The sequence below is a fragment of the Streptosporangium album genome, from assembly GCF_014203795.1.
Lineage (GTDB): Bacteria > Actinomycetota > Actinomycetes > Streptosporangiales > Streptosporangiaceae > Streptosporangium > Streptosporangium album.
Genome location: NZ_JACHJU010000010.1, coordinates 14,464 through 29,321 on the forward strand (window position 1 = coordinate 14,464; position 14,858 = coordinate 29,321).

Annotated in this window: 1 protein-coding gene; it reads left to right on the plus strand. The window is 72.4% G+C overall.

Going from position 1 to position 14,858, the window contains the following annotated elements; translation table 11 throughout:
- Nucleotides 1–180 precede the first annotated feature (180 nt).
- On the plus strand, nt 181–14,858 hold a 14,678-nt coding region (locus tag FHR32_RS42440), incomplete at its 3' end, for a type I polyketide synthase (protein WP_184760231.1).

Genomic DNA, 14,858 nt, shown 5'->3' on the forward strand with positions numbered 1-14,858 from the left:
CCCTTCACCTCCGGCGACGGGTGTCCGCCCGAGGTCAGGCCCCCTATGAGGGGTCGGCGCCGCCCTTCGCCGGCACCCCTGTTAGGGGATTCTCAGGGGTGTGCCGGATTTTTTACCCGGCTTACGCTCGGTCCTGGTTTCTTATGCGATATCTGGCCGCCGAAGCGATGGAGTCCGCGGATGAACGAGTCCGGAAACTTCGATTCCGAGAACGCGAAAATAGCGAATGAGAGAATGGCCAAGCGGTCGGCGCTGATCCGGCGGCTGGAGGGCCTTTCGCCGGCCGAGCAGGGCGACGTCCTGCTCGACCTGGTGTGCGCGCAGGCCCTCGCCGTGATGAGGATCATCCAGCCGGGCACCACGACCCCCGTGCGGGCCGATCAGCCGTTCCAGGGCATCGGGTTCGACTCGCTCGCCGCGGTTGAGCTGCAGACCCGGCTGACCGCGGTCACCGGGGTGGAGCTTCCGGTCACGGTCGCATTCGACTACCCCTCACCGGCCGCGCTGGCCGGATACATGCGCGCCGAGGTGCTCGGCCTGCCGGACGAGGCGCCCGCCCCCGCGCCCTCCACGACCCCCGCGGACGAGCCGGTCGCCATCGTCGGCATCGGATGCCGGTACCCGGGCGGCGTGGCCTCCCCGGAGCAGCTGTGGGAGCTGGTGGCCGAGGGCCGCCATGTGATCACCGACTTCCCGGCCGACCGGGGGTGGGACCTGGAGAAGCTCTACAGCCCCGACCCCGACGCCCCCGGTACGAGCTACACGCGCCACGGCGGCTTCCTCCCGGACGCCGCCGACTTCGACGCGGACTTCTTCGGGATCAGCCCCCGCGAGGCCGTCGCCATGGACCCCCAGCAGCGCCTGGTGCTGGAGACGTCATGGGAGGCGCTGGAACGCGCGGGCATCGACCCCGTCTCCCTGCGGGGCAGCCGGTCGGCCGTGTTCATCGGCGCCGAGCCGCAGGAGTACGGCGTCCGCCTGCACGAGGCCCCGGACGGGCTCGACGGCTACCTGCTGACCGGCATCGCCCCCAGCGTCGTGTCCGGCCGGGTCTCCTACGCCCTCGGGCTGGAAGGACCCACGCTGACGGTCGACACGGCATGCTCGGGGTCGCTGGTCGCCCTGCACCTGGCGGCCCGGTCGCTGCGGCAGGGCGAATGCTCGCTGGCACTGGCCGGCGGAGTGGCGGTGATGGGCAGCCCCGGGACGTTCACCGCCTTCAGCAGGCAGCGGGGCCTGGCCGCAGACGGCCGGTGCAAGCCGTTCGCCGCCGCGGCCGACGGCACCGGCTTCGCCGAAGGCGCCGGCGTGTTCGTGCTGGAGCGGCTGTCGGACGCGCGCCGCAACGGGCACACCGTGCTGGCCGTACTGCGCGGCTCGGCGATCAACCACGACGGCGCCTCCAACGGACTGACCGCTCCGAACGGGCCGTCGCAGCAGCGGGTCATCCGCCATGCCCTGGTCGACGCCGGGCTCACCCCGGAGCAGGTCGACGTGGTCGAGGCGCACGGCACGGGTACCCGGCTGGGCGACCCGATCGAGGCGCAGGCACTGATCGCCGCCTACGGGCAGGACCGCGAGAGCCCCCTCTGGCTGGGCTCGATCAAGTCGAACATCGGCCACACCCAGGCCGCCGCGGGCTCCGCCGGCGTGATCAAGATGGTGATGGCGATGCGGCACGGCATGCTGCCGAAGACGCTGCACGTGGACGAGCCGACACCGCACGTCAACTGGTCGGCGGGTGAGGTGGAACTGCTCACCGAACCCGTGCGCTGGGAGCAGGGCGACCGGCCGCGCCGGGCGGGCGTGTCCTCCTTCGGGGTCAGCGGCACGAACGCCCACGTGATCATTGAGCAGGCGCCGCCGGCGGAGGCCGCCGAGCCGCGGCCGCAGGACGCGCCGCCGTCCATGGTCCCCCTGGTGCTCTCGGCCAGGAACTCAGCCGCCCTCCGGGGGCAGGCCGAGCGGCTGAGCGCCTACCTGGACGGGCGGCCCGAGCTGGGCCTGGCCGATGTCGGCTACTCGCTGACCACCACTCGCGCCGCGCTGGAACGGCGTGCCGTGGTCGTCGCCGGCGACCGTGAGGACGCCCTGCGCGGCCTGAGCGCGATCGCGTCGGGCGAGGGCGCGTCCGACGCGGTGCCCGGGAAAGTCGCGTTCCTGTTTACCGGCCAGGGCAGTCAGCGCCTGGCCATGGGGCGGGAGCTGTACGAGACCTTCCCCGCCTTCGCCCGCGCACTGGACGACGCCGCGGGCCACCTTGACCTCCAGCTCGAGCTCCCGCTGTGGGACGTGCTGTTCGCCCCGGAGGGTACGGCCGCCGCCGAACTGCTGGACGAGACGGTCTACACCCAGTGCGCCCTGTTCGCGGTCGAGGTGGCGCTGTTCCGGCTGGTGGAGTCCTGGGGGCTGAGGCCGGACTTCCTGGCGGGGCATTCGATCGGTGAGCTGGCCGCGGCGCATGTGGCGGGGGTGTTCTCGCTGGAGGACGCGTGTGCCCTGGTCGCGGCGCGGGGCCGGTTGATGCAGGAGCTGCCCTCGGGCGGGGCGATGGTCGCGATCGCCGCCGCCGAGGAGGAGGTCCTGCCGCTGCTGACCGACCGGGTCGGGATCGCGGCGGTCAACGGGCCGCGTGCGGTGGTGATCTCCGGGGACGAGGACGCGGTGCTCGCGGTCGCCGCGCGGTTCGAGCGGACCAAGCGGTTGAAGGTCTCGCACGCGTTCCATTCGCCGTTGATGGAGCCGATGCTGGCGGAGTTCGGCCGGGTCGCGCGGACGCTGTCCTACGCACCGCCGAAGATCACGATCGTGTCGACGGTCACGGGAGAGCCGGCGCAGGAGCCGGCCTCGCCCGACTACTGGATACGGCATGCCCGTGAGGCGGTGCGGTTCTGCGATACGGTCCGCTTCCTGGAGAGCCAGGGCGTGAGCACGTTCGTGGAGCTGGGCCCGGACGCGGTGCTGTCGGCGATGGGCGCCGAATGCCTGACCGATCCGGACGCCGCCGTGTCCGTGCCATTACTACGTCGCGACCGTGGCGAGCAGCGGGAGCTCCTGTCGGCGCTGGGCCGGATCTACGCGCGCGGTGTCCGCGTGGACTGGGAGGCGTTCTTCGCCGGGTCCGGCGCCCGCCGCGTCGACCTGCCCACGTACGCCTTCCAGCGCCGGCGGTTCTGGCTGGAGACGCCGGCCTCGCGGGGCGAGGTGTCGGAGCTGGGGCAGGTGGCGGCCGAACACCCGATGCTTTCGGCGGTGGTCGCGCTTCCCGGTTCCGACGGCGTGGTGCTGACCGGGCGGGTGTCGACGGGGACGCATCCATGGCTGGCCGATCACGTGATCTCCGGTGTGACGGTGCTGCCGGGCACGGCGTTCGTGGAGCTGGCGATCAGGGCCGCGGACCAGGTCGGTTGCGACCTCCTGGAGGAGTTGACGCTGGAGGCGCCGCTGGTGGTGCCGGAACGCGGCGGGGTCGCGCTCCAGGTCGTGGTTGAGCCGGGCGACGGGTCCGGCCGGCGCCCGGTGGAGTTCTACGCACGCCCCGAGGGCGAGGAGACGTGGACACGGCACGCCACGGGCGTGCTGGGTTCGGACACGCGGCCGACGCCCGACACCCTGCCGGTCTGGCCCCCGCGGGGCGCGCGGAGCGTGGACGTCGGCGACTTCTACGAGGATCTGGCCGCCCAGGGGTACGGCTACGGTCCGGCGTTCCGGGGAGTGCGCGCGGTGTGGCGGGACGGGGACGAGGTCTTCGCGGAGGTGGCGCTGCCCGAGGGCATTTCGGCCGGCGGGTTCGGAGTGCACCCGGCCCTGCTGGACGCCGCGCTGCACGCCGCCGGTGAGGCGCAGGACGACGGGCAGACATGGATCCCGTTCGTGTGGTCGGGGGTGTCGTTGTACGCGGCGGGGGCGTCGGTGGTGCGGGTGCGGATCTCGGGGGCGGGGTCGGACACGTTGTCGTTGGAGATCGCTGATGCGGCGGGTGTGCCGGTGGCGTCGGTGGGGTCGTTGGTGTCGCGTCCGGTGGCGGCGGAGCAGTTGCGGGTGGCCGGTCGTGGTGATGGGTTGTTCCGGGTGGAGTGGCGGTCGCCGGCGGCCGGCCTGGCGGCGGCCCCAGGCGAGTGCGCGCTGGTGGGTGAGGACGCGTTCGGGTTGAGCGTGCTGCCCGAGATCATCGGCGTGCACGCGGATCTGGCCGCGGTGACGGCTGCCCCGGCGGCGCCGGGCGCGGTGTTCTTCTGCGCTCCGGCGGAGGCCGGTGAGGATGTGCCGGCGGCGGTGCGGTCGGTCACGCGCCGGACGCTGGCGGTGGTGCGGGAGTGGCTGGCCGAGGAGCGGCCGGCTTCTTCGAAGCTCGTGGTGGTGACGCGGGGCGCGGTGTCCGTGGCCGGGGAGGACGTCACGGACCTGGCCGCCGCGGCGGTGTGGGGACTGGTGCGTTCGGCGCAGGCGGAGAACCCGGGCCGGTTGGCGCTGGTGGATCTGGACGAGGGTGGTCTGTCGCTGGAGAGCGTGCTGGCGGCGGTGGCCGCGGGCGAGCCGGAGCTGGCGGTGCGCGACGCCGGGGTCGTGGTGCCGAGGCTGACCAGGGTCGCGGCTCAGCGGGGAGCGTCGCCGTGGACGGGCACGGGCAGCGTGCTGGTCACCGGCGGCACCGGTGGTCTGGGCGCTGTGGTGGCACGGCACCTGGTCGTCGGGCACGGCGTGCGGCACCTGGTGCTGACCAGCCGCCGGGGTCTCGACGCGCCCGGCGCGGCCGAGCTGCGTGAGGAGCTGGTCGCCCTCGGCGCCGAGGTGACGATTGCCGCCTGCGACGTGGCCGATCGGGAGGCGCTGGCCGGGCTGCTGGCAGGCATTCCCGATCTGGCCGGGGTGGTGCACGCGGCAGGCGTGCTGGACGACGGTGTGATCGCGTCGATGACGCCCGAGCGGATGGACGCGGTGCTGCGGCCGAAGGCCGACGCCGCCTGGCATCTGCACGAGCTGACCCGCGACCTCGACCTGAGCGCCTTCGTGCTGTTCTCCTCCACGGCGGGACTGGTGGACGGAGCGGGGCAGGGCAACTACGCGGCGGCCAACGTCTTCCTGGACGCGCTGGCCGTCCACCGCAGGGCGCGGGGCCTGGTGGCGACCTCGCTGGCCTGGGGCTTGTGGACCGGGACGGGCATGGGCGCCGAGCTGGACGAGGCCGGCCTGCGGCGCATCGACCGGCTGGGCCTGGCCCCGCTGTCCCCGGCCGAGAACCTCGCACTGCTCGACGAGGCACTCGGCACCGGCGAGGCCGCGCTGGTGCCCGTGCGGGTGGACTTCGCGGCACTCGCGGCCAGGTCCGACGGCGTGCCCGCGCTGTTCCGCGGCCTGGTGCGTGTGCCGGTCCGCCGTACCGTGCGGACCGGCGGTCCCGCCTCGGACATGCCGTCGTTCGCGCGGGAGCTGGCCGGACTTTCCGGAACCGAGCGCTCCCGGACCGTGCTGGAGTGGGTGCGTACCCACATCGCCGCCGTGCTCGGCCACGACGGATCGGAGGCGATCGACCCGCGCCGCGCGTTCAACGAGATCGGGTTCGACTCCCTCGCCGCCGTCGACCTCCGCAACCGCCTGAACCAGGCGACGGGACTGCGCCTGCCCGCGACGTTGATCTTCGATTACCCGACCCCGCAGGCTCTGGCCGGACACATCCTGGCGCACGCCTTCCAGCAGGAGACAGGGGCCGACGCCGGGATTCCGGCGGCGACCGTCTCCGACGACGAGCCGGTCGCGATCGTCGGGATGGCCTGCCGCTATCCGGGCGGCGTGTCCTCACCGGAGGATCTGTGGCGGCTGGTGGCCGAGGGCGTGGACGCGGTCTCCGGATTCCCCGGCGACCGCGGCTGGGATGTCGAAGGACTCTATGACCCGGAGCCCGGAAAGAGCGGCAAGACCTACGCCCGGGAGGGCGGATTCCTGTACGGCGCCGCCGAGTTCGACCCGGGCTTCTTCGGGATCAGCCCGCGCGAGGCCCAGGCCATGGACCCCCAGCAGCGGTTGCTGCTGGAGACCTCCTGGGAGGCGCTGGAGCGGGCGGGCATCGCCCCCGAGTCGGTGAAGGGCAGCCCGACCGGTGTCTTCGCCGGCGTGATGTACCACGACTGGGGCACCCGGCTGGGGCAGGTCCCCGAAGACGTGGCCGGTTACCTGGGCAACGGCAGCCTGGCCAGCGTCGTGTCGGGCCGGGTGGCCTACGTTCTCGGGCTGGAGGGCCCGGCGGTGACGGTGGACACGGCCTGCTCGTCGTCGCTGGTGGCGCTGCACTGGGCCATGCAGGCGCTGCGGCAGGGCGAGTGCTCGCTGGCGCTGGCCGGCGGGGTGACCGTGATGTCCACCCCGGACACCTTCGTCGACTTCAGCCGGCAGCGGGGACTGGCCGCAGACGGCCGCTGCAAGTCCTTCTCCGAGGCGGCGGACGGCACCGGCTGGGGCGAGGGCGTCGGCATGCTGGTGCTGGAGCGCCTGTCGGACGCCCGGCGCAACGGCCACACGGTGCTGGCGGTGGTGCGGGGTTCGGCGATCAACCAGGACGGCGCCTCCAACGGGCTGACCGCGCCGAACGGTCCGTCGCAGCAACGGGTCATCCGCCAGGCCCTCGCCAGCGCCGGTCTCGGTCCCTCGGACGTGGACGCCGTGGAAGGACATGGGACCGGGACGACGCTGGGTGATCCGATCGAGGCGCAGGCGGTGATCGCCGCCTATGGCCAGGATCGGGACCGGCCGCTCTGGCTGGGGTCGCTCAAGTCGAACCTGGGCCACACCCAGGCCGCCGCGGGTGTGGCGGGTGTGATCAAGATGGTGCAGGCGATGCGTCATTCGGTTCTGCCCAGGACGTTGCATGTGGATGAGCCCTCGGCGCAGGTGGACTGGTCGGCGGGGTCGGTGGAGCTGCTGACCGAGGCGGTGGAGTGGCCGGCGACCGGCCGTCCGCGCCGGGCCGGGGTGTCGTCGTTCGGGATCAGTGGTACGAACGCGCACGTGATCATCGAGCAGGCTCCGGAGGAGGCGGCGGCGGGGCCGGATGTGGGGCCGGTGCCGGGGATGGTGCCGTTGGTGGTCTCGGCCAGGAGCGCGCGGGCGTTGCGGGCGCAGGCCGGTCGGCTGGGGGATCTGCTGGAGTCCGATCCCGGGTTGCGTCCGGTTGATGTGGGGTTCTCGCTGGTGACGACGCGGTCGGCGTTGGAGCATCGTGCGGTGGTGGTCGCGGGTGATCGCGGCGAGGCACTGGCCGGTCTGCGCGCACTGGCCGGTGGAGACGGAGCCCCCGAGCCCGCCGAGGCGGGCAGGACGGCGTTCCTGTTCACCGGGCAGGGCAGTCAGCGGGTGGGGATGGGCCGGGAGCTGTATGAGGCGTTCCCGGCCTTTGCTGCGGCGTTTGATGCGGTGTGTGCGGGGTTTGAGGGGGTGGTGGAGCGTCCGCTGGGTGAGGTGGTGTTCGGGGACGCGGAGGCTCTGGATCGGACGGAGTACACGCAGTGTGCGTTGTTCGCGGTCGAGGTGGCGTTGTTCCGGTTGGTGGAGTCGTGGGGTGTGCGGCCGGACTTCCTGGCGGGTCATTCGGTCGGTGAGTTGGCTGCCGCGTATGTGGCGGGGGTGTTCTCTCTGGAGGATGGGTGCCGGTTGGTGGCGGCGCGGGGCCGGTTGATGCAGGCGTTGCCTGCGGGTGGGGCGATGGTGGCGATCGCTGCGGCTGAGGAGGATGTGCTGCCGTTGTTGTCCGGCCGGGTGGGGATCGCGGCGGTCAACGGTCCGGCGTCGGTGGTGGTTTCCGGGGAGGAGGAGGCGGTGTCGGCGGTTGCTTCCCGGTTCGAGCGGACGAAGCGGTTGAAGGTGTCGCATGCGTTTCATTCGCCGTTGATGGAGCCGATGCTGGCGGAGTTCGCGCTGGTTGCCGAGGGTGTCTCCTACGCGTCGCCGGTGGTTCCGGTGGTGTCGAATGTGACCGGTCGGCTGGTGGAGGTGTTCTCTTCCGAGTATTGGGTGCGGCATGTGCGTGAGGCGGTGCGGTTCTGCGACGGGGTGCGTTTCCTGGAGGAGCAGGGGGTGACCCGGTTTGTGGAGCTGGGTCCGGATGCGGTGCTGACCGGGATGGTCCAGGAGCGTGTGGATTCCGAGAATTCGATATTCGTGTCCGTGCTGCGCCGGGAGCGTGACGAGCAGCGGGAGCTGTTGTCGGCGCTGGGCGGTGTCTATGCGAGTGGTGCGGAGGTGGACTGGGCGGCGTTCTTCGCCGGGTCCGGTGCCCGCCGAGTGGACCTGCCCACCTACGCCTTCCAGCACAGGCACTACTGGCTGGAGGCGCAGTCGTCGACCGGCGACGCCTCCGAGTTCGGTCAGCTCGCGGCCGAGCATCCACTGCTGGGCGCGGTCGTGACCCTTCCCAGTACTGACGGGGTGGTCCTGACGGGCCGCCTGTCGCTGCGGTCGCACCCCTGGCTGGCCGATCACGGTGTGCTCGGCCGGGTGCTGCTCCCCGGTACGGCGTTCGTGGAACTGGCCATCAAGGCCGGAGACCAGGTCGGCTGCGATCTCCTGGAGGAGCTGACACTTGAGGCTCCCCTGGTGGTGCCGGAGCGGGGAGGCGTCGCGCTGCGGGTCGTCGCCGGAGCGCCCGACGGGTCGGGCGCCTGCACGGTGACCGTGCATTCACGACCGGATGACACGCCGGACGGCGAATGGACGAGGCATGCCGAAGGCGTGCTCCGACCCGCCGCGGGCCGCCTGCCGGAGATGTCGGCCGAACTGACCGAGTGGCCGCCCCGGGGAGCACAGCCGGTGGAGGTGGATGGGGCCTATGAGCTGCTGACCGGCAGAGGCTACGGCTATGGCCCGGTGTTCCAGGGGCTGAAGGCGGCCTGGCGGCGCGGCGACGAGGTGTTCGCCGAGGTCGCTCTGCCCGATCAGGCCAAGGCGGACGCCGCCCTGTTCGGCCTGCATCCGGCGCTACTCGACGCGGCCATGCACGCGGACCTGCTCGACGAGCAGGGTGAGACGCTGCTGCCGTTCGTGTGGAGCGGAGTGAGACTGCACGCCGTGGGCGCCTCGGCGCTGCGGGTCAGAATCCGGAGGATGAACGGCGACGAGCTTTCGTCGATCGTGGTCGCCGACGCGACAGGTGCCCCGGTCGCGTCCGTTGAGACGCTGGTGTCGCGTCCGGTCTCGGCCAAGCAGCTCGAAGCGGCCGGTACCGGGCACCACGAATCGCTGCTCACGGTGGAGTGGGTGGCCCCGCCGCCGCACGTCGCCGTGGCACCGCCCTCGTGGGCGGAGTTGGCGGCGTTGGGCCGGCCCGGGGCCGATCTGGCGGCTCTCGCGGCCGGTACGGCGGTGCCGGACGTGGTGTTCTTCTCCGGGCTGGGCGAGCCCGGCGAGGACGTGCCCGCGGCTGTCAGGTCGGTGACGGGCCGGGTGCTGGCGGTGGTGCAGGAGTGGCTGGCCGGGGAGCGGTTCGCTGCGTCGAAGCTGGTGGTGGTGACCCGGGGTGCGGTGTCGGTCGCGGGTGAGGACGTCACCGATCTGGCCGGTGCGGCGGTGTGGGGTCTGATCCGGGCGGCACAGGAGGAGAACCCCGGCCGCTTCGTACTGGCCGACCTCGACGGGCAGGGCCCGCAGACGGAAACCGTGCTCGCGGCGGTGGCTGCGGGTGAGCCGGAGCTGGCCGTGCGTGACGGCGAGGTCGTGGTCCCGAGGTTGGCGAAGGCGGTCGTTCAGGGGCAGGCGTCGCCGTGGAGTGCTGAGGGCACGGTGCTGGTGACCGGTGGCACGGGTGGTCTGGGTGCTCTGGTGGCGCGGCATCTGGTTGTCGAGCATGGGGTGCGGCGGTTGGTGCTGACCAGCCGCCGGGGCCCGGACGCTCCCGGGGCCGCCGGCCTGTGTGAGGAGCTGGCCGGGCTGGGCGCGCGGGTGCGGGTCGTGGCCTGTGACGTGGCCGACCGGGAGGCGCTGGCCGGGCTGCTGGCCGGTGTCTCCGACCTGAACGGGATCGTGCACGCGGCGGCGGTGGTCGACGGAGCCCTGGTGGGCGCCCTGACGCCGGAGCGGATCAACGCGGTGCTGCGCCCCAAGTCGGAGGCCGCCTGGCACCTGCACGAGCTGACCCGCGAGCGGGAGCTGTCGGCCTTCGTGCTGTTCTCCTCGGCCGCGGGAATGGTCGTCGGCGCGGGGCAGGCCAACTACGCCGCCGCGAACGCCTTCCTGGACGCGCTGGCCGTACACCGCAGGGCGCAGGGCCTGCAGGCGACATCGCTGGCGTACGGGATGTGGGCGGAGAACACCGGTCTCGGCGGCGAGCTCGGCGGATCGGACCTGCAGCGGATGAGCCGGCTGGGGCTGCCCGCGCTGACGGCTGCGGAGGGGCTGGCGCTGTTCGACGCCGGCCTGGCGACCGGGGAGCCGCTGCTCGCCCCGCTCCGGCTTGACCTGGCGGCGCTGCGGGCCCGGTCGGACGGGCTCCCGGCGCTGCTACGAGGTCTGGTGCGTGCTCCCGCCCGGCGTATGGCACGGACCGGCGAGACCGTCCCCGGTACGTCCGCGCTGGCGCAGCGGCTCGCGGGGCTGTCCGGAACCGAACGTGATCATCTGTTGCTGGAGCTGGTGCGCTCCAATGTCGCCGCCGTCCTCGGCCACGACGGGATGGACGCGGTGGCTCCCGGACGTGCTTTCAAGGAGCTGGGATTCGATTCGCTGGCCGCGGTGGAACTGCGGAACCTGCTGAACTCCGCCACCGGGCTGCGCCTGCCCGCCACCCTGGTCTTCGACTACCCGACCTCGGCCGCGGTGGCGGAGTACCTGTGGGAACGGCTGGCCGGGGCCGACGCCTCCGCCGCACCGGTGGCGGTGCCGCAGGCACCGGTCGACGAGCCGGTGGCGATCGTGGGAATGGCGTGCCGCTATCCGGGAGGCGTGTCCTCGCCCGACGATCTGTGGCGGCTGGTGGCCGAGGGCGGCGACGCCGTCCTGTCCTTCCCGGCGGACCGGGGCTGGGATGTCGAGGGGATCTACGACCCGGAGCCTGGCAAACCCGGCAAGACCTATGCGAAGGAGGGCGCGTTCCTCTACGACTCCGCGGAGTTCGACACCGACTTCTTCGGGATCAGCCCGCGTGAGGCCCTGGCCATGGACCCCCAGCAGCGGTTGATGCTGGAGGCCTCGTGGGAGGCGCTGGAGCACGCGGGCATCGCCCCCGCATCGGTGCGGGGCAGCCGGACAGGCGTGTTCGCCGGGGTGATGTACCACGACTACGGCAGCCGCCTACGCCAGGTCCCCGAGGACCTGGCCGGTTACCTGGGCAACGGCAGCGCGGGCAGCATCGTGTCGGGCCGGGTGTCCTACACCTTCGGTCTGGAGGGTCCGGCGGTGACGGTGGACACGGCCTGCTCGTCGTCGCTGGTGGCGCTGCACCTGGCGGCTCAGGCGCTGCGGCAGGGGGAGTGTTCCCTGGCGCTGGCCGGCGGGGTGACCGTGATGGCCACCCCGGACATCTTCGTCGACTTCAGCCTGCAGCGGGGCATGGCCGCCGACGGCCGGTGCAAGCCGTTCGCGGCGGCGGCGGACGGTACCGGCTGGGGCGAGGGCGTCGGCGTGCTGGTGCTGGAGCGTCTGTCGGACGCGCGCCGTAACGGCCACACGGTGCTGGCGGTGGTGCGGGGTTCGGCGATCAACCAGGACGGCGCCTCCAACGGGCTGACCGCGCCGAACGGTCCGTCGCAGCAGCGCGTCATCCGCCAGGCCCTCGCCAGCGCCGGCCTCGGCCCCGCCGATGTGGACGTCGTCGAAGCACATGGGACGGGCACCCGCCTGGGCGACCCGATCGAGGCGCAGGCCGTGATCGCCGCCTACGGCCAGGACCGCGAGCATCCCCTCTGGCTGGGGTCGATCAAGTCGAACATCGGCCACACGCAGGCCGCCGCCGGGGTGAGCGGCGTGATCAAGATGGTCATGGCCCTGCGGAACGAGTTGCTGCCGAAGACACTGCACGTGGACGAGCCCTCGCCTCACGTCGACTGGTCGGCGGGGGATGTGCGGTTGCTGACCGAACCGGTGGAGTGGCCCCAGAACGGCCATCCGCGCCGGGCCGGGGTCTCCTCGTTCGGACTCAGCGGCACGAACGCACATGTGATCATCGAACAGGCGCCGGAGACGCCGAAGCCGGACACCCCGTCGGCGCCGGGGACGGTGCCGTTGGTGGTCTCGGCCAGGAGCGCGCGGGCGTTGCGGGCGCAGGCCGGTCGGCTGGGGGATCTGCTGGAGTCCGATCCCGGGTTGCGTCCGGTTGATGTGGGGTTCTCGCTGGTGACGACGCGGTCGGCGTTGGAGCATCGTGCGGTGGTGGTCGCGGGTGATCGCGGCGAGGCACTGGCCGGCCTGCGCGCGATAGCCGAGGGGACCGAGGAGACCGTACGCACCGAGGGCAGGACGGCGTTCCTGTTCGCCGGGCAGGGCAGTCAGCGGGTGGGGATGGGCCGGGAGCTGTATGAGGTGTTCCCGGTGTTCGCGGAGTCGTTTGACGCGGTGTGTGCGGGGTTCGAGGGGTTGCTGGATCTGCCGTTGCGCAGGGTGGTGTTCGCCGAGGAGGGGACGGCCGCCGCTGAGCTGTTGAACGAGACGGCTTATACGCAGTGTGCGTTGTTCGCGGTTGAGGTGGCGTTGTTCCGGTTGGTGGAGTCGTGGGGTGTGCGGCCGGACTTCCTGGCGGGTCATTCGGTCGGTGAGCTGGCTGCCGCGTATGTGGCGGGGGTGTTCTCTCTGGAGGATGGGTGCCGGTTGGTGGCGGCGCGGGGCCGGTTGATGCAGGCGTTGCCTGCGGGTGGGGCGATGGTGGCGATCGCTGCCGCCGAAGACGAGGTCACCGCCTTCCTGACCGGTCAGGTCGGGATCGCGGCGGTCAACGGTCCGGCGTCGGTGGTGGTCTCTGGGGAGGAGGAGGCGGTGTTGGCGGTCGCTTCCCGGTTCGAGCGGACGAAGCGGTTGAAGGTGTCGCATGCGTTCCACTCGCCGTTGATGGAGCCGATGCTCGCGGAGTTCGCGCTGGTGGCGCAGGGGTTGTCGTATGCGCCGCCGCGGATCCCGGTGGTGTCGAACGTGACCGGCCACCTGGTCGAGGCGTTCTCCGCCGACTACTGGGTGCGGCACGTCCGTGAGGCGGTCCGGTTCAACGACGGGATGCGTTTCCTGGAGGAGCAGGGGGTGTCCCGGTCCGTGGAGGTGGGTCCGGACGCGGTGCTGTCGGCGATGGGGGCCGAGTGCCTGGCCGATCCGGACGCGGCGGTCTTCGTGCCGGTGCTGCGCCGCGGGCGTCCGGAGGCGCGGGAGCTGTTGTCGGCGCTGGGTCGTGTCTACGCCAGTGGTGCGGAGGTGGACTGGGCGGCGTTCTTCGCCGGGTCCGGTGCCCGCCGCGTCGACCTGCCCACCTACGCCTTCCAGCGCCGGCGTTTCTGGCTGGACGAGCCGGCTGCCGCACAGGGAGAACCGTCCGGCCTGGGGCAGGTGGCGGCCGAACACCCGTTGCTGTCGGCGGTGGTCGCGCTGCCGGGCTCCGACGGAGTGGTGGTGACCGGACGCCTGTCGGTGGAGACCCACCCGTGGCTCGCCGACCACGACGTGCTGGGCGTGGTGGTGCTGCCCGGCACCGGCTACGTGGAGCTGGCCATGCGTGCCGGAGACGAGGTCGGCTGCGACCTCCTGGAGGAACTCACCATCGAGGCCGTCATGACGCTGCCGGAACGCGGCGGGGTCGCGATACAGGTCGCGGTGGAGAACGCCGACCGGTCCGGAAGACGGTCGTTCACCGTTCACTCCCGGCGGGAGGAGGCCCCGGCGCACTCGCCGTGGACCCTGCACGCCACCGGAGTGCTGGCGTCCGGGGCCAAACCGCCGGTGACGATGGAGTCGCTCGGCATCGACGTCTGGCCGCCGAAGGACGCCCAGAGCGTGGACATTTCGAACGTCTACGACTACCTGTCCAGCCAGGGCTACGGCTACGGCCCGATGTTCATGGGCCTGAAGGCGGTGTGGCGAAGGGGCAACGAGATCTTCGCCGAGGTGTCGCTGCCCGAGGAGGCCAGATCGGACGCGAGCCACTTCGGGCTCCACCCGTCCCTGCTGGACGCCGCGCTGAGCGCCACCGACTTCCTCGACGAGGCCGGGCCCGAGGCCACCGGCGGCACGCAGCTCCCGTTCGCCTGGGAGGGCGTCACGCTGCACGCCGCAGGCGCGTCATCGCTGCGCGTACGGATCGTCTCGACGCGCAGGGACCCGGCGGCGCACTCGCACGCGTGCTCGCTGGAACTGGTCGACGCGACGACGGGGGTGCCGGTGGCCTCCGTGGACTCGCTGGTCGTCCGCTCGATCACCGCGGAGCGGGTCAACGCCGCCGCTGTCGCCGGCAGCGGCCGGCGGGAGTCGCTGTTCCAGATCGAGTGGAACGCGTCTGCCATGCCGTCGTCCGTGCCGTTCCCCGCCGCGGGCAGCTGGGCGGTCGCCGGCGCCGACGAGTACGGCCTGGCCCGGGAGCTGGGAGAGGGGACGCTCGTCCTGCCCGGCCTGGCGTCACCTGACGGGACGTGGCCAGAGGTGGTGGTGATCTCAGGTGCTCCGGCCGGAGCCGGCGAGCTCCCGATCGCGGCACGGGCGGTCACCAACCGTGTCCTCGAATCGCTGCGGCTCTGGCTGGGCGACGACCGGTTCGCCGCCGGCCGCCTGGTGGTGGTCACCCGCGGCGGAGTCGCCGTGCGTCCCGGCGAGGACGAGGTGGACCCCGGTCAGGCACCGGTGTGGGGCCTGGTCCGCGCGGCCCAGGAGGAGAACCCCGGCCGGATCGTGCTCGTCGACCTGGA